Origin of the sequence: Aminobacter niigataensis, assembly GCF_014200015.1 — a bacterium.
Lineage (GTDB): Bacteria > Pseudomonadota > Alphaproteobacteria > Rhizobiales > Rhizobiaceae > Aminobacter > Aminobacter niigataensis.
The window spans coordinates 223448-244672 of sequence record NZ_JACHOT010000005.1 but is presented as its reverse complement, the minus strand read 5'-3'; the positions used below and the strand labels follow the sequence as shown (position 1 = coordinate 244672).

Below are 21225 nucleotides of genomic sequence, written 5' to 3'. Positions count from 1 at the left end.
TCGTCCCTCTCGACCACTAGCGGGTGCATCAAATTCCGCATCGGCAAGAGGTCAAGCGCATGAACATCCTGCTCATCGGCTCAGGCGGCCGCGAACACGCGCTGGCCTGGAAGCTTGCGGCATCGCCGATGCTGACCAGGCTTTATGCCGCGCCCGGCAATCCCGGCATTGCCCAGGAAGCCGAACTGGTGGCGCTCGATATCGCCGACCATGCCGCGGTCGCTGCTTTCTGCAAGGACAAGGCCATCGATCTTGTCGTCGTGGGGCCTGAGGGCCCGCTGGTGGCGGGTATCGGCGATGACCTGCGCGCAGCAGGCATCCGGGTGTTTGGCCCGTCGAAGGCGGCCGCCCAGCTCGAGGGCTCCAAGGGCTTCACCAAGGATCTCTGCGCCCGCTACGGTATCCCGACCGCTGCCTATGGTCGTTTCGACAATGCCGCCGAGGCCCGCGCCTATGTCGAGAAGATGGGAGCGCCGATCGTCATCAAGGCGGACGGCCTGGCTGCCGGCAAGGGCGTGACCGTGGCGATGACGCTGGACGAGGCACTGGGCGCCGTGGACGGCTGCTTCGACGGTGCCTTTGGCGGTGCCGGCGCATCGGTGGTCGTCGAGGAATTCATGACCGGCGAGGAAGCGAGCTTCTTCTGTCTCTGCGACGGCAAGACCGCGCTGCCCTTCGGCACGGCGCAGGACCACAAGCGTGTCGGCGACGGTGACGTTGGCCCTAACACCGGCGGCATGGGCGCCTATTCGCCGGCGCCCGTCATGACGCCCGAACTGATCGAGCAGACGATGCGCGAGATCATCGAGCCGACGATGCGCGGCATGGCCGAGATGGGCTCGCCCTTTGCCGGGGTGCTGTTTGCCGGCCTGATGCTGACCGACAAGGGGCCGAGGCTGATCGAATACAACACCCGCTTCGGCGATCCCGAATGCCAGGTGCTGATGCTGCGGCTGAAGGAAGACCTGCTCGTGCTGCTCAACGCTGCCACGGACGGCCAGCTCGCCCATGTCTCGGCGCGCTGGCGCGACGAGGCCGCACTTACCGTCGTGATGGCAGCGAAGGGCTATCCCGGCACGCCGGAAAAGGGCTCGGTCATCTCTGGCATCGACCAGGCCGAAGCCTCCGGCGCCCGGGTGTTCCATGCCGGCACCGCCGTGCAGGGCGGCAAGATCGTTGCCAATGGCGGCCGCGTGCTGAATGTCACGGCGACCGGCAAGAACGTCAGCGAAGCGCAACAGAAAGCCTATGCTGCGGTCGATCTGGTCGACTGGCCGGAAGGCTTCTGTCGCCGCGACATCGGCTGGCTTGCGGTGGAACGCGAACAGCGGAAGTAGGCGCCGGATTTAGGCGCCTCCGGCTAGCGCGCGGCGCTGTCCATCTCCGTCGAGGCGGTTGAAACCGGGTCGAACTCGGCCTTGCGGCCGGTATTGAGGCGTGCGTCGAGCCTGGCGGCGATGTATTCCGCCATGCCATGGGAATACCGGCTTGCAGGCGCCTGGATCGCCGGCACGGCGCCGATGACTGCCTTGTTCCAGCTCGCGCGCAGCGCTTCCGCCAGAAGATCAAGGCGCACCGGATAGGCGACCGAGGCATAGGTAATGCGGCTTTCGCCCCTGAGTCCGTTTTCGCGGGCGATAGGCACCGGCACCGATGCGACGAATTCGTCGGTCGATTCGATCAGTTGGCCGAACGGCCAGACTTTTCGCAGGCTTTCGGCATCCATGGGCGCGACGTTGACGTCGATGTCGTTGGGCGTGCCGGCGACCCGGTAGGGACAGCGGCGGATGCCGCAATTGGCTTGCGCCGAGAACTGCCACAGCGTGTAGCTCTGCCAGTTGCCCTTCGGAAAATGGATACCGATTTCGGGCTTGTAGCGGGCGTACCAGAGCGGCAGGCGTGACAGGAGCCGGTAACGGTAGCGGTTGTCGGCGATATAGCGGGACGTCGAGCCGTTGGTATAGAGGATCGGATAGCGGCCGGTGCGCAGGAAGATGTGGCGGATGAAGATTTCCGCATCCTCCAGCGACATCCATTTCGTCGGGTCGTTCTCCTCGATGTCGAGCGCCATCAGGTCGTCGGGGCCCGGCTCGGCGAAGTCGAGGAAATTCTCCGCCTGCTCGATCGGGTTGCCGGGGCGGGCGAGGTGGTAGGCGCCCCATTTGAGGCCGAGCGCCTTGGCGACGGTCCTGCGGGTGTGGAACAGTTCGCGCGCCACCGCATGGCGTTTCCAAAGCGCCTTGCACAGCCTGTAGGCGGTTTCGTCGCCGGAGCAGGAATAGGCTGGCGGCAGCCCGTCGGAGGCCTTGTTGATGAAGCCGACGATGCGCTTGTCGCCGGCGAGCTTCTGCCAGTCGATCGAATTGTATTCGTAGGCGTCGATGACGAGCGCCCGGTCGACCTTCTTCCACGGTTCGGAGAAATCGGAGGCTTCAGCCGTCGCGGGCAGGTGAATGGCCCACGCGGCGGTGAGCGCCGCGAGCGCGAAACGGTGAAGCTTGGACGTCAATCCCCTCAAGCGGCCATCCTCGGTGACGAACCGATGGTGAACCGCCATGGTTAAGGAAATGCTGATGAAGCTCCACCGCCCAGCGGTTGCAAAGGCGCCCTATTTGCCGTCGTTGAATGAGATCGCCTGCAGGTCGAAAGGATCGGGCGCGGCTTCCGTCGGCAGCGTGCCGTCGGCAGCGCGCTTGCGGTAGTGCGCGCGAGAGCATTTGGGCGAGCACAGGATGCCGCGGTCGGTCCAGTAGGCGGCGCCATTCTCGACCCTGCCCTCGTGATAGCAGAAACCCTCCGATCGGAACGGCAGGCCGCATTCGATGCAGCTGTAGGGATCGGGGCGGGCGAGCATCTGTGAACCTCGTTGTTTCGCCCCTTTTAGCAGCGCCAGACTTTAGTTCGAAGCCTGTCAAAAAATTGACGTTTACGTCAAAAGTCACTTCCCCTCGGCGGCGGAAGGCGGATAGTGTGTCGCGCAAGGCGGCCGACGGGCCGCGTGGGATGACCAGGAGGAAGTGTCATGTATCGCGCCCCGGTGGAAGAGATTGCCTTTGCGTTGAAGCACGTCGCGGGGCTGAAGGCGGCGCTCGATGCGGGAACCTTTGGCGACCTCGGCGAAGATCTGGTCGACGCCATCCTGGGTGAGGCCGGTCGCTTCGCCAGCGAAGAGGTGGCCCCGCTCTACGAGATCGGCGACAAGGTGGGGGCAAAGCTCAAGGACGCGGCCGTGACCACGCCACCCGGCTGGAAGGCCGTCTACAAACACTGGGCCGAGGGCGGCTGGAACAGCCTCAACGGTCCCGAGGCGTTCGGCGGCCAGGGCCTGCCGACGATGATCGGGGTCGCGGCGCTTGAAATGTGGAATTCGGCCTCGATGGCCTTCGGCATCGGCCCGACGCTGTCGATGGGCGCGGTCGAGGCGCTGGAGAAACACGCATCGGAGGAACTGCAGGCGGCCTATCTGGCAAAGCTCGTCTCGGGCGAGTGGATGGGCACCATGAACCTGACCGAGCCGCAGGCCGGGTCGGATCTGGCAGCGCTGCGCACCCGTGCCGAGCGCGCCGGCGATGGCACCTACCGCATCTTCGGCCAGAAAATCTTCATCACCTATGGCGAGCACGACCTGACCGACAACATCGTGCACCTGGTTCTGGCGCGCCTGCCCGATGCGCCGGCCGGCACGCGCGGCATCTCACTGTTCCTCGTGCCAAAGTTCCTGCTCAACGACGACGGCACGCCGGGTGCACGCAACGACGTGTTCTGCTCTGGGCTCGAGGAGAAGCTCGGCATCCACGCCTCGCCGACCTGCACGATGATCTATGGCGACGGTTTTGCTAAAGACCGCGAGCCGGGTGCGGTCGGCTGGCTGATCGGCGAGGAAAACCGGGGCCTTGCCTGCATGTTCACCATGATGAACAACGCCCGCCTCGCCGTCGGCATGCAGGGCGTGGCGGTGGCCGAGACGGCCTTCCAGAAGGCGCTCGCCTATGCCAACGACCGCCGGCAGGGCAAGGCATCCGGCTACACCGGCGAGGGCATGGCGCCGATCGTCCATCACCCCGACGTGCAGCGCAACCTGTTGACCATGAAGGCGCTGACGCAAAGCGCGCGGGCCATCGCCTATTCCTGTGCCTATGCCATAGACATGGCGCTGGTTTCGGAAGGTTCGGCCAAGGCGCACTGGCAGGACCGTGCCAATCTGTTGACCCCGGTCGCGAAAGCCTTCCCCACTGATGTCGGCGTCGATGTCGCGTCGCTTGGCGTGCAGGTGCATGGCGGCATGGGCTTCATCGAGGAGACGGGTGCGGCCCGGCTGCTGCGCGATGCCCGCATCGCCCCGATCTATGAGGGTACCAACGGCATCCAGGCGATCGACCTCGTCATCCGCAAGCTGCCGCTGGGCAATGGCGACCACGTCTTCGACTATATCGGCGAACTCGACGCGGTGGCCAATGCGGTTGCGGCGCTGAACAGCGAGGACTACGGCCGCAGCGCCATCTGCCTTGAGCAGTCGCTGGACGACCTGCAGCAGACCACGCGCTTCCTGCAGAAGCTGCTCGAGGACGGCAGGACGGACGACGCCCTGGCCGGTGCCACGCCCTATCTCCGGCTGTTCGCGCTGGCTGCCGGCGGCGCCTATCTGGCACGCGCGGCCCTTGCCGATGGCGATGCCGGGCGCGTGGCATTGTGCCGGTTCTTTGCCGAGAACCTGCTCGGCGAGACGGCGGCTCTCAAGGACCGCGTCACCGGCGGCGCGGCAAGCCTGCGCGAAGCCGCCAAGGCGCTGCTTTCGGCATGAATTATGGGACGAGGAACAGTCTGACGTGAGCGACCACATTATCATCGAACGGCAGGATGCCGTGCAGACCATCCGGATGAACCGTCCGGACAAGAAGAACGCGATCACCCGAGCCATGTATGCCGAGATGGCGTCGGCACTTGCCGCCGGCGATGCCGATCCGGCAGTGCGCGTTCATGTCTTCCTCGGCGTGCCAGGCGCGTTCTCGGCCGGCAACGACCTCGCCGACTTCATGACGATCGCCACTGGTGGCGAAGGTGGCGGCGAGGTTTGGGATTTCCTGCTTGCCCTGGCCAGGACCGAAAAGCCGGTGGTTTCGGGCGTCGACGGCATCGCCGTCGGCATCGGCACGACCATCAACCTGCATTGCGACCTGACCTTCGCCACGCCGCGTACCGTGTTCCGCACGCCCTTCGTCGACCTGGGACTGGTGCCGGAGGCGGGGTCCAGCCTGCTTGCGCCGCAGGTGCTTGGGCGCCAGGGTGCCTTTGCGCTGCTCGGCCTGGGCGAGGGGTTCCCGGCGGAACGGGCGCTCGCTGCGGGGCTGATCTACAAAGTCGTGGCTGAAGACGAGCTGGAGGCCGCAACGCTTGCGGCTGCCCGTGAAATCGCGACCAAGCCGCCGGAAGCGCTGAAGATCGCCCGCGACCTGATGCGCGGCGACCGCTCGGAGCTCGTCGCCCGCATCAAGGTGGAAGGCGAGCACTTCCGTGCCCGGCTCAAATCCGACGAGGCGCGCGCCGCGCTCGTCGCCTTCATGACGCGGAAGAAGGGCTGATTTTCACCCTCCCCGGGGAGGGTGAAGGGCTTACGGATACAGCCTGTCCTTGTCCCAGCCGCCGTCGGCAGCGCGGGTGAAGACGACGCGGTCATGCAGCCGGAACGGACGGTCGTGCCAGAACTCGATCTGGCTCGGCACGATGCGGAAGCCTGACCAGTGCGCCGGGCGCGGGATTTCGCCGATGGCGTGGCGCGCGGTGTACTCGGCGACCGCCTTCTCCAGCGCGAAACGGCTTTCAAGCGGGCGCGACTGCTTCGACGCCCAGGCGCCGATGCGGCTGCCACGCGGACGGGTGGCGAAATACTCGTTGGCCTCGGCATCGCTGACGATCTCCACCGGGCCGCGCACCCGGACCTGGCGCCGCAGCGATTTCCAGTGGAAGCACATGGCTGCCTTCATCGTCGCCAGTATCTCGCGGCCCTTGGCGCTCTCGAAGTTGGTGTAGAAGACGAAGCCATGTTCGTCGAAGCCCTTGAGCAGCACCATGCGCACGTCCGGCAGCCCGTCGGTGTCGACGGTTGCCAGTGCCACCGCGTTGGGATCGTTCGGTTCGCTGGCCGTTGCGTCCTTCAGCCAGGCTGCAAACAGCCGATAAGGCTCGGCGCTCTCGGTGAAGTCACCGCTTGTTAACTCAGTGTCCGTCATAGCTCTTACTCGACCTGCCATTTACGACCGGGAGAATGCCTATTGTCGCGCTTCGCGCAAGCCTTTGAGGGCCATTGCCTCCCACAATTCGGGTTCCGATCCTTCAAGGTGGTGCTGCTGCTTAGCCTGACGACGATCAGCGCCTGTGGCGTTGGCGGCTTCAGCCTGGAGAAGGCCGAGGTGGACCGAACGCTGCTGACCAGCAAGGTTCCGGACGACGCCAACCGCAGCAGCGATGCGAATCGGCTGTCCGACGAGGCGACGATCCGCAACGCCGTCTCTTCCGCCGATGTCGAAGGCCTGCAAGGGCAGGCGATTCCTTGGGCCAATACGGAGACCGGATCTCGCGGTTCGATCAGCGCGCTGGTGGAAAGCACCGGACGTGGCGTGTTGTGCCGGCAATTTGCCGCCTCGCGCGAAAGCTTCGACGGCGTCAGCCTGTTCAAGGGCGAGGTGTGTGCCGCCGGTGCCGGCGCCTGGCAGATGGTGGCATTCGAGCCCGCCTGACGCTTTGCGGCATCCCTGCCTCTGGAATTTCTTCCTAGCCAAGCGCATATAGGAGGGAACCAACCCTTTTTCTCTGTTGTGGAACTGCGCATGCGCGACCCCTATGAGGTGCTGGGCGTTGCCAAGAACGCCTCGGCCAAGGACATAAAAGCGGCCTACCGCAAGCTCGCCAAGAAGCATCATCCGGACCAGAATCCCGATGATCCCAAGGCGAAGGAACGCTTTGCCGCTGCCAACCAGGCCTACGAGATTCTCGGCGACGAGAAGAAGAAGGGCGCGTTCGACCGCGGCGAGATCGATGCCGATGGCAAGCAGCGCTTCCATGGCTTCGAAGGTGCTGCGGGCGGCGATCCGTTCGGCGGCTTCCGCCGTCAGCAGGCCGGGCCTGGCGGCTCGCGCTTCGAATTCCGTTCCGGCGGTCCCGGCGGCGCATCCTTCGACGCCGGCGACATCTTCAGCCAGATTTTCGGCGATTCCTTCAGCCAGCGCGGCCCGGGGGCAGGTGCGGGCGCCGGCATGAGGGGCGGCCAGCGCGCTCAGCCCGGTGCCGACGTCAATGTCACGCTCGACGTGACCATCGAGGAAGCTGCGACTGCGCCCAAGGTCGCGGCGATGTTTCCTGACGGACGCAAGATGGCCGTCAAGCTGCCGGAGTATGTCGAGGACGGCCAGACCATCAGGCTCAAGGGCCAGGGCGAGCAGGGCCTTGGCGGCGCGGGCGATGCACTCGTCAAGATCAGGTTCCGCCGCCATCCGCGCTATCGCGTCGAGGGCAGGGACCTTCATGCCGACCTGCCGGTGCCGCTGCGCGATGCCGTGCTCGGCGCCAAGCTTGCGGTGGAAACACCGGCCGGGCGGCTTGCCGTCAACGTGCCGGCCTGGTCGAGCTCGGACAAGGTCCTGCGCATCAAAGGGCGTGGTCTGCCCGAAAAGGCCGGCGGCCATGGCGACCTCTATGTCCATGTTCGCGTTATGCTGCCCGAGGGCGGCGATGCCGCGCTCGAAGAGCTGATGCGCAAGTCCAACGGCTGACAGCCGGCCGGCGCGACGTCGCCGGCCATCGGCGTATCAATGCTTGAAGGCATGAGTTGCCTATGCGATAGGCTCTCCCAAACAATTCTTGCATCGGAGAGCGCTCATATGGCGGGTGGACAGGGCCTGATGGCCGGCAAGCGCGGCCTTATTCTCGGCGTCGCCAACAACAGATCGATCGCCTGGGGCATTGCCAAGGCGTGCGCCGACCAGGGCGCCGAACTCGCCTTCACCTATCAGGGCGACGCCCTGAAGAAGCGCGTCGAGCCGCTGGCCGCCGAAATCGGTGCCTTCGTCTGCGGCCATTGCGATGTCACCGACATGGCGACCATCGACGCCTGCTTCGAGACGCTGGAGAAGAAGTGGGGCAAGCTCGACTTCGTCGTCCACGCCATCGGCTTCTCCGACAAGGACGAACTCACCGGCCGCTATGTAGACACCAGCCATGGCAACTTCCTGAAGACCATGGATATCTCGGTCTATTCCTTCACGGCGGTCGCCCAGCGCGCCGAGAAGCTGATGACCGATGGCGGCTCGCTTTTGACCATGACCTATTACGGCGCCGAGAAGGTGATGCCGAACTACAACGTCATGGGCGTCGCCAAGGCAGCGCTCGAGGCGAGCGTGAAGTATCTCGCCGTCGACCTCGGCCCGAAGAAGATCCGCGTCAACGCGATCTCCGCCGGCCCGATCAAGACGTTGGCTGCCTCGGGCATCGACGACTTCCGCTACATCCTGAAGTGGAACGAGTACAACGCCCCGCTGCGCCGTACCGTCTCCATCGAGGAAGTCGGCGATTCCGGCCTGTATTTCCTGTCCGACCTGTCGCGCGGCGTCACCGGCGAGGTGCATCACGTCGATTCCGGTTATCATGTCGTCGGCATGAAGGCGGTCGATGCGCCCGATATCGCAGCCGTCAAGGACTGACATCCCGCATCAGCCTGACATGACCCCGCTCACCTATTTCGTGCGCCACGGCCAGACGCCCTGGAACGCCGAGCAGCGCCTGCAGGGCCAGGCCGACACCGACATCAATGCGCTCGGACGGGAACAGGCCGACCGCAATGGCCGCCGGCTCGCTGAGCTCATTGCCGATCCGGAGACTTTCGATTTCGTGGCCAGCCCGATGCGGCGAACCCGCGAGACCATGGAGCGCGCGCGCAAGGCGATGGGGCTCGATCCCTCGGCCTATCGCACCGACAGCCGCCTGGTCGAGGTAAACTTCGGCGACTGGCAGGGCTTCACCTTCCCCGAGCTCGAGGAACGCCAGCCCGGCGCCAGCACGGCGCGCCTGCACGACAAGTGGGATTTCGTGCCGCCCGGCAAGGATGCGGAGAGCTACGAGATGCTCACCGCCCGTATCCGCCCGTGGTTGGCGGAGGTCGTGCAGCCGACTGTATGCGTCACCCACGGTGGCGTCATCCGCGCCATCTTCCGCCTTGTCGAAGACCTGCCCAAAAACAGAGCCGCGGCCCTGGAGGTTCCCCAGGACCGCGTGCTGAAACTGGAAGGCGGCCGCCTGGACTGGATCTAGCGGCCGGACATTTTGGTGCCTACTGCGGCAGTTCCATGTCGGTGATCAGGTTCTCGCCCTCGACCACATCATAGGCCAGCAGGATTTCCATGCCGGGCTTGATGTTGTCGACATCGAACTCGCCCGGAAGCTTGTAGGATTTGCCGTTGTCGAGCGTGATGACCGACTTGTCCTTGTCGACCGACTTGACCTGGCCTTCGGCCTCTGCGGCCAGCGCGGCACCGGTGATCATCAGAACGGCGGCAACAGCGCCAATAAGGGTACGCATTATCGTCCTCTTTCTTTTACGTTCTTTCACGCCTCTCCCCCGAAAGGCGACGATTTACGGGCGGTCGGAGGGAAGCAGAAACCAACCGAATGTGTCAAAACTAAATCGTCCCCGATCACGGTTTGACCACCGCTAAAAAGGCAATTGCACCCCATGTGTCGTTGCAGAGGCGCAAGGATGCGCCATTCCCGGGAGTTGGCGCATGGTCCTTTCCGAAAAGGAATTTTACTTTTCGGGGGCATGCGCTAGAAGGCCCCATACCCCCCGGAAAGGGCTCTTGCATGTCGCATAACACCTTCGGCCATCTGTTCCGCGTCACCACCTGGGGCGAGAGCCATGGGTTGGCGCTTGGCTGCGTTGTCGACGGCTGCCCGCCCGGCATTCGATTCACACTGAAGGACATCCAGGACGAACTCGACAAGCGCAAGCCGGGCCAGTCTCGCTTCGTCACCCAGCGCCGCGAGCCCGACGAGGTCAAGGTGCTGTCGGGCGTGATCCCTGACGAGGACGGCGAGACACTGATTTCGACCGGCACGCCGATCTCGATGCTGATCGAGAATGTCGACCAGCGCTCCAAGGATTATGGCGAGATTGCCCGGCAGTATCGCCCGGGCCATGCCGACTACACCTACGACGTCAAATACGGCCTGCGCGACCATCGCGGCGGCGGACGCTCGTCGGCGCGCGAAACGGCGGCACGCGTGGCTGCCGGTGCCATCGCCCGCAAGGTCGTGCCAGGGCTGGTCGTGCGCGGCGCGCTGGTGTCGATGGGCACGAAGTCGATCGACCGGGCCAACTGGGACTGGGACTTCATCGGCAGCGCCGAGAACCCGTTCTTCACGCCGGATGCGGCTTCGGTCCAGGGCTTCGCCGACTATCTCGACGGCATCCGCAAATCGGGTTCCTCCGTCGGCGCGGTGATCGAGATCGTCGCCGAGGGCGTGCCTGCGGGGCTCGGTGCGCCGATCTACGGCAAGCTCGACCAGGACATCGCCTCCAACCTGATGTCGATCAACGCCGTCAAGGGCGTCGAGATCGGCAACGGCTTCGAAGCCGCGCGCATCACCGGCGAAGAGAACGCCGACGAGATGCGCATGGGCAATGACGGCCAGCCGATATTCCTGTCGAACCACGCCGGCGGTATACTGGGCGGCATCTCGACAGGGCAGGCGGTGATTGCGCGTTTCGCCGTCAAGCCGACCTCGTCGATCCTGACGCCGCGCAAGTCGATCGACAAGGATGGCAAGGACGTCGACGTGATGACCAAGGGCCGGCACGATCCGTGCGTCGGCATCCGCGCCGTACCGATCGGCGAGGCGATGGTCGCCTGCGCCATTGCAGACCATTATCTGCGCCATCGTGGACAGACGGGAAGATGAGCAAATAGCGAATAGTGAGTAGCGAATGGTACGGTTTCCCTCTATTCGCTACTCACTATTCCCTATTCGCCAGAACGAGCGAAGCGAGCACACATGCCATACGATCAGAAGAAAGTTGTCGAAGCGCTGAGAGCCTTCGAGCGCGGTGAGATCGTGGTCGTCATGGACGATGACGGGCGCGAGAACGAGGGCGACCTGATCGTTGCCGCTGTCCATTGCACGGCCGAGAAGATGGCCTTCATCGTGCGCCATACCTCCGGCATCGTCTGCACGCCGATGCTGAAGGAAGATGCGAGGCGGCTCAACCTGACGCCGATGGTCGCCGACAACGATTCCGCGCACACCACGGCCTTCACCGTCAGCGTCGACTTCAAGCACGGCACCACGACCGGCATCTCGGCCGAGGACCGGACGCTGACCGTGCGCAATCTGGCCAACGGCAACGTCGGCGGCTCGGACTTCGTCCGCCCCGGCCATATCTTCCCCCTGATCGCACGTGAAGGCGGCGTCCTGATGCGCTCGGGCCATACCGAGGCTGCCGTCGACCTGTGCAAGCTCGCCGGCCTGCCGCCGGTAGGTGTCATATCTGAACTGGTGAACGACGACGGTACCGTCATGCGCGGCCCGCAGGTTGCCTCCTTTGCCGAGAAGAATGGCCTCAAGCAGGTTTCGGTCGCCGATCTCATCGCCTACCGCCAGCGCCAGGAGACGCTGATCGAGCGCGTCGATACTTTCGACATCGAGACCCCAGCCGGCACGGCCAAGGCCATCACCTACACGCTGCCGTGGGACGTCATGCACCACCTCGCGATCGTCTTCGGTGACATCCGCGACGGCGAGGAAGTGCCGGTGCGCCTGCACACCGAGGACGTGGTGACCGACGTGTTCGGCACCAGCAACCGCCTCGGCGACATCATGAAGACCTTCGGCGAGTGCAAGCGCGGCGTCATCGTCTATCTGCGCGAAGGGTCGGTCGGCGTTTCCAATCTCGGTCGCAACCGGCCTTCGGCCGAACGCGAGGATCATGAAGAGGCCCGCCATCGTGAAGACGAATGGCGCCAGATCGGCCTCGGGGCCCAGATCCTGAAGGATCTCGGCATCTCCTCGATCAACCTGGTTGCCTCGCGCGAACGCCACTATGTCGGCCTCGAAGGTTTTGGCATCCGCATCGCCAAGACCGAAATCCGCTGATTTTCACCCCTTTGAGGGGTGATTGACATCCGCCGGCTGCGGCGCATCCTCCTGTCCATCTCTTTGGGGAGAGTCGGGTATGTGGGATTTCAGCATAGGCCAGAGCCTGGCGATCATGGCACGCACCTGGCCGTTCATCGTGCTGCGCATGGTCGTCTATTTCGGAATCACGCTCGCCTACATCGTGGCGATGGGGGCGGGCGCCGGTGTCGGCTACGGGGTCGGCCATATCGCGACCGACCCTGACGGCCCGGTTTCGTTCGCTCTTTGGGGCGGCATCGCCGGCTTCGGTGTCGTGTCGGTCGCGGTCTACTGGATCCGCGAATACATCCTCTACATCGTCAAGGCGGGCCACATCGCCGTGATGGTCCATCTCATCGACGGGCGCGACATACCCGGCGGCCAGGGCCAGATCGCCTACGCCCGCGAGGTCGTCAACGAGCGCTTCAGCGAGGCGAGCATCCTGTTTGTGCTCGACCAGCTTGTGAAGGGCGTGATCCGCACGATCACCGGCCTGATCGGCGGCATCGCCGCCTTCTTGCCGATCCCGGGTCTCGACGGGGTGGTCAGGTTCATCAATACCGTCATCCGCATGTCGCTGACCTATGTCGACGAGATCATCCTCGGCTACAACATCCGCATCGGCAGCACCTCGCCGTGGCAGAGCGCGCGCCAAGGCGTGGTGCTCTATGCGCAGAACGGCAAGACCATGGTCAAGAACGCCGTCTGGCTGTCGCTCGTCGTCTGGGGCGTGTCGCTGCTGATCTTCCTGTTCATGCTCGCGCCGGCGGGTGCCATCCTCTACTTCATGCCGGGCCAGCTTGGCGGCTGGGCCTTCGTGCTGGCGATCGTCTTTGCCTGGGCGTTCAAGTCCGCGCTGATCGAGCCATTCGCCGTGGCCTCGCTGATGCAGGTCTATTTCAGGGTGATCGAGGGCCAGGTGCCCAATCCTGAATGGGACCGCAAGCTGGAGGAGACGTCGTCGAAGTTCCGCGAACTGAAGGAAAAGGCATTCGGTTCGGGCGAGGCGTCGCGCTGGGACGGCACGCCGCGGAGTACTTGAAAGGGGCCGGCCCGCGCAGGCCAGTGCCCGCACGGACCGTGCCGTTTTTATTCCGCCGGCTGAGCCAGCGCCGGCGCGATGCGCACCGATTGCCGCAGCGACCGCTGACCGAGGAAGGTGATCACGAGCGCGATAAAGCCTGCAATCAGCGACACCATGAAGCCGCTTCTGGGGTCGAGGTTGTCGATGAGCCAGCCGGAGGCCGACGAGCCTGCGGCCATGCCGATGCTGATGCCGGTAACGGCCCAGGTCATGCCCTCGGTGAGTTTGGCTGACGGCACGATCTTCTCGACCAGCGCCATCGACAGGATGATGGTCGGCGACACTGCAACGCCTGCCAGGAACAGAACGACCGAAAGCATCGTGACGTTGTTGACGGCCAGAAGCGGCAGCGTCGTCAGGGCGGCGAGTGCGATCGCGATCAAAAGCTGCCGGGCAAGCGGCATCTTGAGCTTCAGGGTGCCGAAGACGAGGCCGGCGATGAGCGAGCCGGCAGCATAGGCGGACAACGCAAAGCCGGCGGACGCCTTGTTGCCCTGGGCCTCGGCGAAGGCCACTGCGGTGACTTCGGCGGTGCCGAAGATGGCGCCGATGGCGATCAGGGTCAGCACAAGGATCTGGACGGGGCCGAGCCGGATCACTGACTTGCCGTCGCTGCGGTCCTGCGCATGCACAGGCGGTTCGGTCGAGCGTTGGGCGGCGAACAGCAGGCTGCCCACAGCCAGCAACACGGTCGCGACGAGCGGACCGGCCTCCGGGAAGAAGCCGACGCTGAGGCCAATGGCGATGATGGGACCGGCCATGAAGATGACTTCGTCCACGATCGATTCGAAGGCGAAGGCCGTGTGGAGTTGAGGCGTGTCGCGGTAGATCTCGGTCCAGCGCGCGCGCACCATCGCGCCCATGATCGGCGTGACGCCTGCGAGAATCGCGAAGACAAAGAGCACCCAGTTGGGCGCGCCATAGCGCGTGGCGAGCATCAGTCCGGACAGTGCAGCAACCGCCAGGGCAGCGCTCGGCAGCAGCATGCGAACTTGGCCGTAGCGGTCGATCAGCCTGGCGACCTGCGGCGCGACGACGGCGCTCGACAGGGCAAAGGCGGCGGCAACGGCCCCTGCCAGCCAATATTCGCCATGGGTTTCGGACAGCATGGTCACGATGCCGAGCGTGACCATGGACATCGGCAGGCGCGCGACGAAGCCGGCGGCCGAGAACGCCTTGGCGCCCGGCGCCTTGAAGATTTCTGAGTATGGATTGCGCATGGATGTCACCGGGGCGGAGATAACTGAGATTTCAAAGCCAGTCGAGCCGCCTGATATGGCGACTCGTTGGTGCAGTCGAAAGGCCTTGCCTGAGAAAATGTCGGCTCATTCCGCTGCTTGTGGAGCAGCTCGCGGCAATTCTACTTCGTGTTCGCCTGCGAGTGCTTTCTGACCGAGAAGGACGACTACGAATGAGATCGTGCCTGCGGCCACGGAAACCCAGAAGCCGTTCTGCGCGCCGAAATTGTCGACGACCCAGCCAGCCACGAAGGCGCCCAGCGCCATGCCGATGCCGATGCCGGCCATCACCCAGGTGATGCCTTCGGTCAGCATGGCCTCGGGCACCCGCCGCTCGATCAGGCCGAAGGCCATGATGAAGGTGGGCGAGATCGCCACGCCGCTGACGAAAATGGCAAGCGCGAGCAACGGCACCGTGTCGGCGACCAGCAAAGGCAACGTGGTCACTGCGACGACGGCGATCGCGATGGCGAGCAGGCGTTGTTTCGGTACCTCGAGGTTCAGCGCGCCGACGATCAGTCCGACAACGAGCGAACCGGCCGCGTAGACGCCGATGACGAGGCTGGCGGCAGTGGGCTGGCCGAGTTCCTTTGTGATCGCCACGGCGCTGACCTCGGCGGTGGCGAAGATCGAGCCAACGAAAATGAGCGCCAGCGTGATGATCTGTACCGGGCGCAGCATGATCGCCGAGCCGCCGTTCGCGAGTTCCCGCTTCCTGACCTTGGGCTCGCTCGACCGTTGCAGGATGAAGGCTGCCATGCCCAGCGCCAGGAAGAGCGTGCTGGCCAGCACGCCGGCTTCCGGGAACAGGGCAACGCTCAGGCCGACGGAAAGCGAGGCACCGGCAATGTAGACCATTTCGTCGGCGACCGATTCAAAGGCGAAGGCGGTGTTGAGTTCGGGGCGGTCGCGGAAGATCTCGGTCCAGCGGGCGCGCACCATGGCCGGCACGCTTGGCATGGCCGCAGCGATGAAAGCCGAGACGAACAGCGTCCAGGCTGGCCAGTCATAGCGGGTTGCAACGAGCAATGCGGCAAAGGCGATGACGGAGATGACAGTGGTGGGGAGAGCCACCGCAGTCTGGCCGAGCCGGTCGATTCGGCGCGAGATCTGCGGGGCGGCGAAAGCATTGGTCAGGGCGAAGGTGGCCGCGACCGCACCGGCCAGCCAGTATTCGCCGCGCGTCTGCGACAGCATCGCGACGATGCCGATAGGGGCCATGGCGATCGGCAGGCGGGCGATGAAGGCAGCCGCTGCGAAGCCCTTGGCCCCTGGGACCCTGAAGATTTCACCATACGGATTGTGCATCGGAGCACTCCTGGAAATTCGAGGACGTGCCACTTACATACGTGGCGTATGTGAAAGAGCTAATTGCATACGCTTCGTATGTCAATTACCATACGCGTCGTATGTCAAAAAAATATACGTGACGTATGTGAATGAGGCCGGCAGGAAGAAGCGATGAAGATTGCGCATAAGTCCCGCAGCGAGATGATTGCCGAAACGCGCGGCAAGCTGATTGCGGCCGCGCGCCGGGCCTTCGCAACGGTGGGCTATGCCAACGCGTCGATGGACGACTTCACCGCCGAAGCCGGTCTCACGCGCGGCGCGCTCTACCATCACTTTGGCGACAAGAAGGGCTTGTTCGAAGCCGTCGTGGCCCAAATCGACCGTGAGATGTCGTTGCGGCTCAACGCCATCTCGGCCAAGGCCAGGACGCGTTGGCAGGGGTTCGTGGACGAAAACATCGCCTATGTCGAAATGGCGCTGGAGCCGGAAATCCAGCGTATCGTCCTGCGCGACGGTCCGGCAGTCCTTGGCGATCCGGCGCAATGGCCCAACGCCAACGCCTGTATCCTTTCGATAACGAGCAACCTCGTTGCGCTGAAAGAGGAGGGCGTCATACGCGACATCGACCCGGAGGCGATGGCGCGGCTGATCAGCGGCGCTTCGCTCTATGCTGCCCAGTGGATCGCCATTTCCGAGGACCCCGGCGCGACGTCGACAAAAGCGGTGAAGGCGTTCCGCACGCTCATGGAGGGGCTGCTGGTGGACAACAAGTCCGCTGCCTGATCTTCAACCCGGCCGGATATGCCCCTTGGCCGACACCGGCATCACGCCGCGATTTTTCCCCAGGCTTCGGCAGCTATCGCGTGGTCTGGCCAGCCATAGCTGATAAGGTGAGGCGATGACCACTCGGCTCTATTCCCACCCGATCTATCTCGAACACCTCACCCCGGCCGGACACCCCGAACGGCCCGACAGGCTGCGCGCCATCGAGCGCGCACTCGAAGACGAGACATTCGAGACCCTCGACCGCGCGGAAGCGCCGGAGGGCGACGAGCAGACGATTCTCTATGCGCATCCGGAATCCTTCGTCGACAGCGTCCGACGTCAGGTGCCGGAGGAGGGGCTGGCGCGGATCGACGGCGACACCGTGCTGAGCCCGAAGAGTTGGCAGGCGGCGCTGACGGCCATTGGTGCGGCCAACGCCGCGGTCGACGACGTCTTCTCCAAGAAGATCGACAATGTCTTCGTCGCTTCGCGTCCGCCCGGCCATCATGCCGAGAAAACCACGGCGATGGGCTTTTGCCTGTTCAACAACGCGGCCATCGCCGCGCGCCACGCCCAGAAAAAGCATGGCGCCGAGCGCGTGGCGATCGTCGACTGGGACGTGCACCATGGCAATGGCACCCAGGACATCTTTTGGGACGATCCGAGCGTTCTCTACTGCTCGACCCACCAGATGCCGCTTTTTCCCGGCACTGGGGCCAAGAGCGAGACCGGCACTGGCAATATCGTCAACGCGCCGCTGTCGCCGGACACCGGCAGCGACCATTTCCGCGAGGCGTTCCGCTCGCGCGTGCTGCCGGCACTCGACAGTTTTGCGCCCGACCTGATCATCATCTCGGCCGGCTTCGACGCGCATCACCGCGACCCGCTGGCCGAGATCAACCTGACCGAAGCCGATTTCGACTGGGCGACGGGGCAACTGATGGACCGCGCCGCGCGCCATTCGTCCGATCGCCTCGTCAGCCTGCTCGAAGGCGGCTACGACCTTCACGGGCTGGCCTTTTCAGTGGCCGCCCATGTCAACCGCCTCATGAAAGGATGAACCATGGCCGCTGAGCTCAATGACGAAATCAAGGCGATGAGCTTCGAGCAGGCGCTGGCCGCCCTGGAGAAGATCGTCGACGATCTCGAGCGCGGGGATGTGCCGCTCGACCAGTCGATCAAGATCTACGAGCGCGGCGAAGCGCTGAAGGCGCATTGCGACCGCCTGCTCAAGGCGGCAGAGGATAAGGTCGAGAAGATCAGGCTTTCGCGCGACGGCAAGCCAGTCGGCGTGGAACCGCTCGACGCGGAGTGACCGGCTCCCGAATAACTTGACCTCGCGGCACGTTGCGCCCAGTTATGGGGAACCCACACGGTTGACGAAAACCCGGGAGCAGGCGATGTGCCGCAACATCAAGACATTGTTCAATTTCGACCCGCCGGCGACGCATGACGAGATCCGCGACGCCGCGCTGCAGTTCGTCCGCAAGCTGAGCGGTGCGACCAATCCATCGAAGAAGAACGAAGCGGCTTTCAACCGCGCGGTCGACACGATCGCGGAAGCCGCACATGAAATGCTGCATGCGATGGAAACGCACCAGCACCCGCGCAATCGCGAGGAAGAAGCCGCCAAGGCAAAGGCACGTTCGGCGTTGAGATTTGCCTGACACACGTGGTGACAGCAGCGTTCCGTTAACCCCTTAGGATGCAGTCATGAGTTTCTTCCCAGCCAGTGACCCGACCCCGGGTGACGCCTTCTCCTGCGACCAGATTGAACTGATGGTCGTGCCAAATGCCAAGGATATCGATGGCTTCGAGGTCCGCCGGGCCCTGCCGACGGCAAAGCGCCGGCTGGTCGGGCCGTTCATCTTCTTCGATCGCATGGGCCCTGCCATCCTGCGGGCCGGTCATGCGCTGGACGTGCGCCCGCATCCGCATATCGGGCTTGCGACCGTGACTTACCTTTTTGACGGCAAGATCAGGCACCGGGACTCGCTCGGCACCGAAATGGTGATCGCGCCCGGCGACGTGAACCTGATGACCGCAGGTCGCGGCATCGTCCATTCCGAGCGCACGCCCGAGGAACTGCGCGGCGCGCCAATGTCGGTGTCGGGCCTGCAGACCTGGCTGGCGCTGCCTGACGGCAAGGAGGAGGTGGCGCCGCTGTTCGAAAACACTGCCAGTGTCGATCTGCCGGAGTTTGCCGCCGACGGCGTCCGCGGGAGGCTCATCATCGGCGACTTCAAGGGACTGCGCTCGCCGGTGCGGGCGGCCTCCGACACGCTTTATGCCGATATCTCGCTTGCTCCCGGCGCCAGGATCAAGATTCCTGCCGATGCCGAGGAACGCGCCATCTACACGCTTGGCGGCGAGATCGACATCCTCGGCGACCGCTTCCCGATCGAGCGGCTCCTGGTGTTCAAGCCGGGCGACGAGATCGTCGTTTCGTCCGAGACCGGCGCGCATTTCATGCTCTTCGGCGGCGCCTCGCTCGGTTCCAAGCGCTACATCTGGTGGAACTTCGTCTCGTCGTCGAAGGAGCGCATCGAGCAGGCCAAGAATGAATGGAAGACCGGCCGCTTCGATATCGTTCCGGGTGATGAGGAAGAATTCATCCCGCTGCCCGAGAGCTAGAGCCGGGCGCCTACGGCCTAAACCCGACCGCGTCACCGCTACGCATTTACTTTCCGGGCCTGCGGACGTATCTGCCGAGGGTCAATAGATGTTAGTGCTGTTTGATGAACGCAAAACCTGAAACTCCCCTTCTCGACAAGGTTCGGCTCCCGTCCGAGCTGCGCGCGCTCGACGAGGCACAGTTGCCGCAGCTGGCCAGTGAGCTGCGGGCCGAGCTGATCGACGCTGTCTCGCAGACGGGCGGACATCTCGGCGCCGGTCTTGGCGTCGTCGAGCTCACGGTGGCGCTGCATTACGTCTTTGATACGCCCGACGACCGCATCATCTGGGACGTCGGCCACCAGGCTTATCCGCACAAGATCCTGACCGGCCGCCGCGACCGCATCCGCACGTTGCGGCAGGAGAACGGGCTTTCCGGTTTCACCAAGCGTGCCGAGAGCGAATACGATCCTTTTGGCGCGGCCCACTCGTCGACCTCGATTTCGGCCGGACTCGGCATGGCCGTGGCGCGCGATCTCAATGGCGGCCGAAACAACGTCATCGCCGTCATCGGCGATGGCGCCATGTCGGCTGGCATGGCGTATGAGGCGATGAACAACGCCGGTGCGCTGGACGCCCGGCTGATCGTCATCCTCAACGATAACGACATGTCGATCGCACCGCCGGCGGGCGCGATGAGCGCCTATCTGGCGCGTCTCGCCTCCGGTCGCACCTATGCCGGCGTGCGCGAACTCGGCAAGAAGCTGACCTCTTATCTCGGCCGCCGCGTCGACCGCGCGATTACCCGCGCCGTCGAGCATGCACGCGGCTTCGTCACCGGCGGAACGCTGTTCGAGGAGATGGGCTTCTTCCATATCGGCCCGATCGACGGCCACAATCTCGAGCACCTGATCCCGGTGCTGAAGAATGTCCGCGACAACGGAACCGGCCCCGTGCTGATCCACGTCGTGACCCAGAAGGGCAAGGGCTACGCCCCGGCGGAAGCTGCCGCGGACAAGTATCACGGCGTCAACAAATTCGACGTCATCACCGGCGCCCAGGCCAAGGCGCCGGCCAATGCGCCAAGCTACACCAAGGTGTTCGCCGAGAGCCTGGTCCAGGAGGCACGCGAGGACGACAGGATCGTCGCCGTCACCGCGGCCATGCCGTCGGGCACCGGCCTCGACCTGTTCGGCGAGGCATTCCCCTCGCGCACCTTCGACGTCGGCATCGCCGAGCAGCATGCGGTGACCTTTGCCGCCGGTCTTGCGACAGAAGGCATGCGGCCCTTCGTGGCGATCTACTCGACCTTCCTGCAACGCGCCTACGACCAGGTCGTGCACGACGTTGCCATCCAGAAGCTGCCGGTGCGCTTTCCGATCGATCGCGCCGGTTTCGTTGGCGCCGACGGCCCGACCCATTGCGGCGCCTTCGACACCGCCTATCTTGCGTCGCTGCCCGATTTCGTCGTCATGGCGGCGGCCGACGAGGCCGAGCTGCGCCACATGGTGCGCACTGCAGCCGAGTTTGACGAGGGCCCGATCTCGTTCCGCTATCCCCGCGGCAACGGTGTCGGCGTCGACATGCCCGAGCGCGGGCAGGTGCTGGAGATCGGCAAGGGCCGGATCGTCAGGGAAGGCACCAAGGTGGCGCTGCTGTCGTTCGGCACGCGTCTCAAGGATTGCCTGCTCGCCGCCGAGGAACTGGGCGCTGCCGGCCTGTCCACCACGGTTGCCGATGCGCGCTTTGCCAAGCCGCTCGACGAGGATCTGATCCGCCGGCTGGCGCGTTCGCACGAGGTGCTGGTTATGGTCGAGGAGGGCTCGGTCGGTGGCTTCTCCAGCCAGGTGCTCGATTTCCTCGCCCGCAACGGCCTGCTCGACAACGGTCTCAAGGTGCGTCCGCTGACGTTGCCGGACAGCTTCGTCGACCACGCTAACCCCGACAAGATGTATGTCGACGCTGGTCTCGATTCGGCTGGCATCGTGCGCGCCGTCTTTGCAGCGCTCGGCAAGTCTGCCCAAGCAGCGCGCGCCTGATCGGGGCGCGCTTGCCTTCCGGGCGCGCATTCGCCAT

General features: G+C 64.5%; 22 protein-coding genes. 16 read left to right on the top strand and 6 right to left on the bottom strand.

The genetic code is table 11. The features are described from left to right. Nucleotides 1-59: 59 nt before the first annotated feature. Nucleotides 60-1337 (top strand): phosphoribosylamine--glycine ligase, encoded by a 1278-nt coding sequence (gene purD / locus GGQ99_RS18520; RefSeq protein ID WP_183263655.1) that lies wholly within the window; start codon nucleotides 60-62, stop codon nucleotides 1335-1337. Nucleotides 1338-1360: 23 nt separating this feature from the next. Here the strand turns inward: purD and GGQ99_RS18515 are convergent, their stop codons facing one another. Together GGQ99_RS18515 and GGQ99_RS18510 are read right to left on the bottom strand one after the other, a co-directional pair. Further along, complete coding sequence (locus GGQ99_RS18515; RefSeq protein ID WP_183263654.1) at nucleotides 1361-2557, bottom strand: glycoside hydrolase family 25 protein; 1197 nt, start codon at nucleotides 2555-2557, stop codon at nucleotides 1361-1363. Between the two features lie 51 nt (nucleotides 2558-2608). Continuing rightward, nucleotides 2609-2854: a hypothetical protein gene (locus GGQ99_RS18510; RefSeq protein ID WP_183263653.1), complete on the bottom strand. Its 246-nt coding sequence runs from the start codon at nucleotides 2852-2854 to the stop codon at nucleotides 2609-2611. A gap of 168 nt (nucleotides 2855-3022) precedes the next feature. On the opposite strand from GGQ99_RS18510, the gene GGQ99_RS18505 reads away from it, so the two are divergent. Together GGQ99_RS18505 and GGQ99_RS18500 are read left to right on the top strand one after the other, a co-directional pair. Next, nucleotides 3023-4801: an acyl-CoA dehydrogenase family protein gene (locus tag GGQ99_RS18505; protein WP_183263652.1), complete on the top strand. Its 1779-nt coding sequence runs from the start codon at nucleotides 3023-3025 to the stop codon at nucleotides 4799-4801. Between the two features lie 25 nt (nucleotides 4802-4826). Continuing rightward, nucleotides 4827-5579, top strand: coding sequence for a crotonase/enoyl-CoA hydratase family protein (locus GGQ99_RS18500; RefSeq protein ID WP_183263651.1), 753 nt, complete (start codon nucleotides 4827-4829; stop codon nucleotides 5577-5579). A 30-nt stretch (nucleotides 5580-5609) separates the two neighbouring features. On the opposite strand, the gene pdxH is transcribed toward GGQ99_RS18500, so the two are convergent. Beyond that, complete coding sequence (gene pdxH / locus GGQ99_RS18495) at nucleotides 5610-6227, bottom strand: pyridoxamine 5'-phosphate oxidase (protein ID WP_183263650.1); 618 nt, start codon at nucleotides 6225-6227, stop codon at nucleotides 5610-5612. Nucleotides 6228-6269: 42 nt separating this feature from the next. Between pdxH and GGQ99_RS18490 the strand changes: the two genes are divergently transcribed. From GGQ99_RS18490 to GGQ99_RS18475, 4 genes are all read left to right on the top strand, one after another. Continuing rightward, nucleotides 6270-6734, top strand: a complete 465-nt coding sequence (locus tag GGQ99_RS18490) for an RT0821/Lpp0805 family surface protein (RefSeq protein WP_246389650.1) — start codon at nucleotides 6270-6272, stop codon at nucleotides 6732-6734. A gap of 90 nt (nucleotides 6735-6824) precedes the next feature. Further along, a complete protein-coding gene (locus GGQ99_RS18485) occupies nucleotides 6825-7766 on the top strand; it encodes a DnaJ C-terminal domain-containing protein (protein WP_183263649.1) in 942 nt (313 codons plus the stop codon). A gap of 108 nt (nucleotides 7767-7874) precedes the next feature. Then, nucleotides 7875-8693 carry an enoyl-ACP reductase FabI gene (gene fabI, locus GGQ99_RS18480; protein ID WP_108608968.1) on the top strand — a complete coding sequence of 273 codons (819 nt, stop codon included), beginning with the start codon at nucleotides 7875-7877 and terminating at the stop codon, nucleotides 8691-8693. A gap of 19 nt (nucleotides 8694-8712) precedes the next feature. Continuing rightward, nucleotides 8713-9300: a histidine phosphatase family protein gene (locus GGQ99_RS18475; RefSeq protein WP_183263648.1), complete on the top strand. Its 588-nt coding sequence runs from the start codon at nucleotides 8713-8715 to the stop codon at nucleotides 9298-9300. Between the two features lie 19 nt (nucleotides 9301-9319). Here GGQ99_RS18475 and GGQ99_RS18470 read toward each other — a convergent pair whose 3' ends face one another. Further along, nucleotides 9320-9568, bottom strand: a complete 249-nt coding sequence (locus GGQ99_RS18470; RefSeq protein WP_108608966.1) for a DUF1344 domain-containing protein — start codon at nucleotides 9566-9568, stop codon at nucleotides 9320-9322. 281 nt (nucleotides 9569-9849) lie between these two features. Here GGQ99_RS18470 and aroC point away from each other — a divergent pair, with 281 nt between their 5' ends. From aroC to GGQ99_RS18455, 3 genes are all read left to right on the top strand, one after another. Then, a complete protein-coding gene (gene aroC / locus GGQ99_RS18465; RefSeq protein ID WP_183263647.1) occupies nucleotides 9850-10947 on the top strand; it encodes a chorismate synthase in 1098 nt (365 codons plus the stop codon). Nucleotides 10948-11040: 93 nt separating this feature from the next. After that, nucleotides 11041-12138 (top strand): 3,4-dihydroxy-2-butanone-4-phosphate synthase, encoded by a 1098-nt coding sequence (ribB, locus tag GGQ99_RS18460; RefSeq protein ID WP_108608964.1) that lies wholly within the window; start codon nucleotides 11041-11043, stop codon nucleotides 12136-12138. A gap of 79 nt (nucleotides 12139-12217) precedes the next feature. Further along, the gene (locus tag GGQ99_RS18455) at nucleotides 12218-13201 is read left to right on the top strand and encodes a hypothetical protein (protein WP_183263646.1); all 984 of its coding nucleotides are present in this window, start codon (nucleotides 12218-12220) and stop codon (nucleotides 13199-13201) included. Nucleotides 13202-13248: 47 nt separating this feature from the next. On the opposite strand, the gene GGQ99_RS18450 is transcribed toward GGQ99_RS18455, so the two are convergent. Both GGQ99_RS18450 and GGQ99_RS18445 read right to left on the bottom strand, forming a co-directional pair. After that, the gene (locus tag GGQ99_RS18450; RefSeq protein ID WP_183263645.1) at nucleotides 13249-14463 is read right to left on the bottom strand and encodes an MFS transporter; all 1215 of its coding nucleotides are present in this window, start codon (nucleotides 14461-14463) and stop codon (nucleotides 13249-13251) included. Nucleotides 14464-14568: 105 nt separating this feature from the next. Continuing rightward, nucleotides 14569-15789: an MFS transporter gene (locus GGQ99_RS18445; protein WP_183263644.1), complete on the bottom strand. Its 1221-nt coding sequence runs from the start codon at nucleotides 15787-15789 to the stop codon at nucleotides 14569-14571. 153 nt (nucleotides 15790-15942) lie between these two features. Between GGQ99_RS18445 and GGQ99_RS18440 the strand changes: the two genes are divergently transcribed. The 6 genes from GGQ99_RS18440 (at nucleotide 15943) to dxs (ending at nucleotide 21188) form a co-directional block, all read left to right on the top strand. Then, nucleotides 15943-16554, top strand: coding sequence for a TetR/AcrR family transcriptional regulator (locus tag GGQ99_RS18440; RefSeq protein ID WP_245439488.1), 612 nt, complete (start codon nucleotides 15943-15945; stop codon nucleotides 16552-16554). A 115-nt stretch (nucleotides 16555-16669) separates the two neighbouring features. Next, nucleotides 16670-17596, top strand: coding sequence for a histone deacetylase family protein (locus GGQ99_RS18435; protein WP_108608960.1), 927 nt, complete (start codon nucleotides 16670-16672; stop codon nucleotides 17594-17596). 3 nt (nucleotides 17597-17599) lie between these two features. Further along, a complete protein-coding gene (locus tag GGQ99_RS18430) occupies nucleotides 17600-17851 on the top strand; it encodes an exodeoxyribonuclease VII small subunit (RefSeq protein ID WP_108608959.1) in 252 nt (83 codons plus the stop codon). An 85-nt stretch (nucleotides 17852-17936) separates the two neighbouring features. Continuing rightward, nucleotides 17937-18203: a DUF2277 domain-containing protein gene (locus GGQ99_RS18425; RefSeq protein ID WP_108608958.1), complete on the top strand. Its 267-nt coding sequence runs from the start codon at nucleotides 17937-17939 to the stop codon at nucleotides 18201-18203. Nucleotides 18204-18249: 46 nt separating this feature from the next. Beyond that, nucleotides 18250-19170 (top strand): pirin family protein, encoded by a 921-nt coding sequence (locus GGQ99_RS18420; protein WP_108608957.1) that lies wholly within the window; start codon nucleotides 18250-18252, stop codon nucleotides 19168-19170. Between the two features lie 104 nt (nucleotides 19171-19274). Continuing rightward, nucleotides 19275-21188, top strand: coding sequence for a 1-deoxy-D-xylulose-5-phosphate synthase (gene dxs, locus GGQ99_RS18415; RefSeq protein WP_108608956.1), 1914 nt, complete (start codon nucleotides 19275-19277; stop codon nucleotides 21186-21188). The last annotated feature ends 37 nt before the right edge of the window (nucleotides 21189-21225 follow it).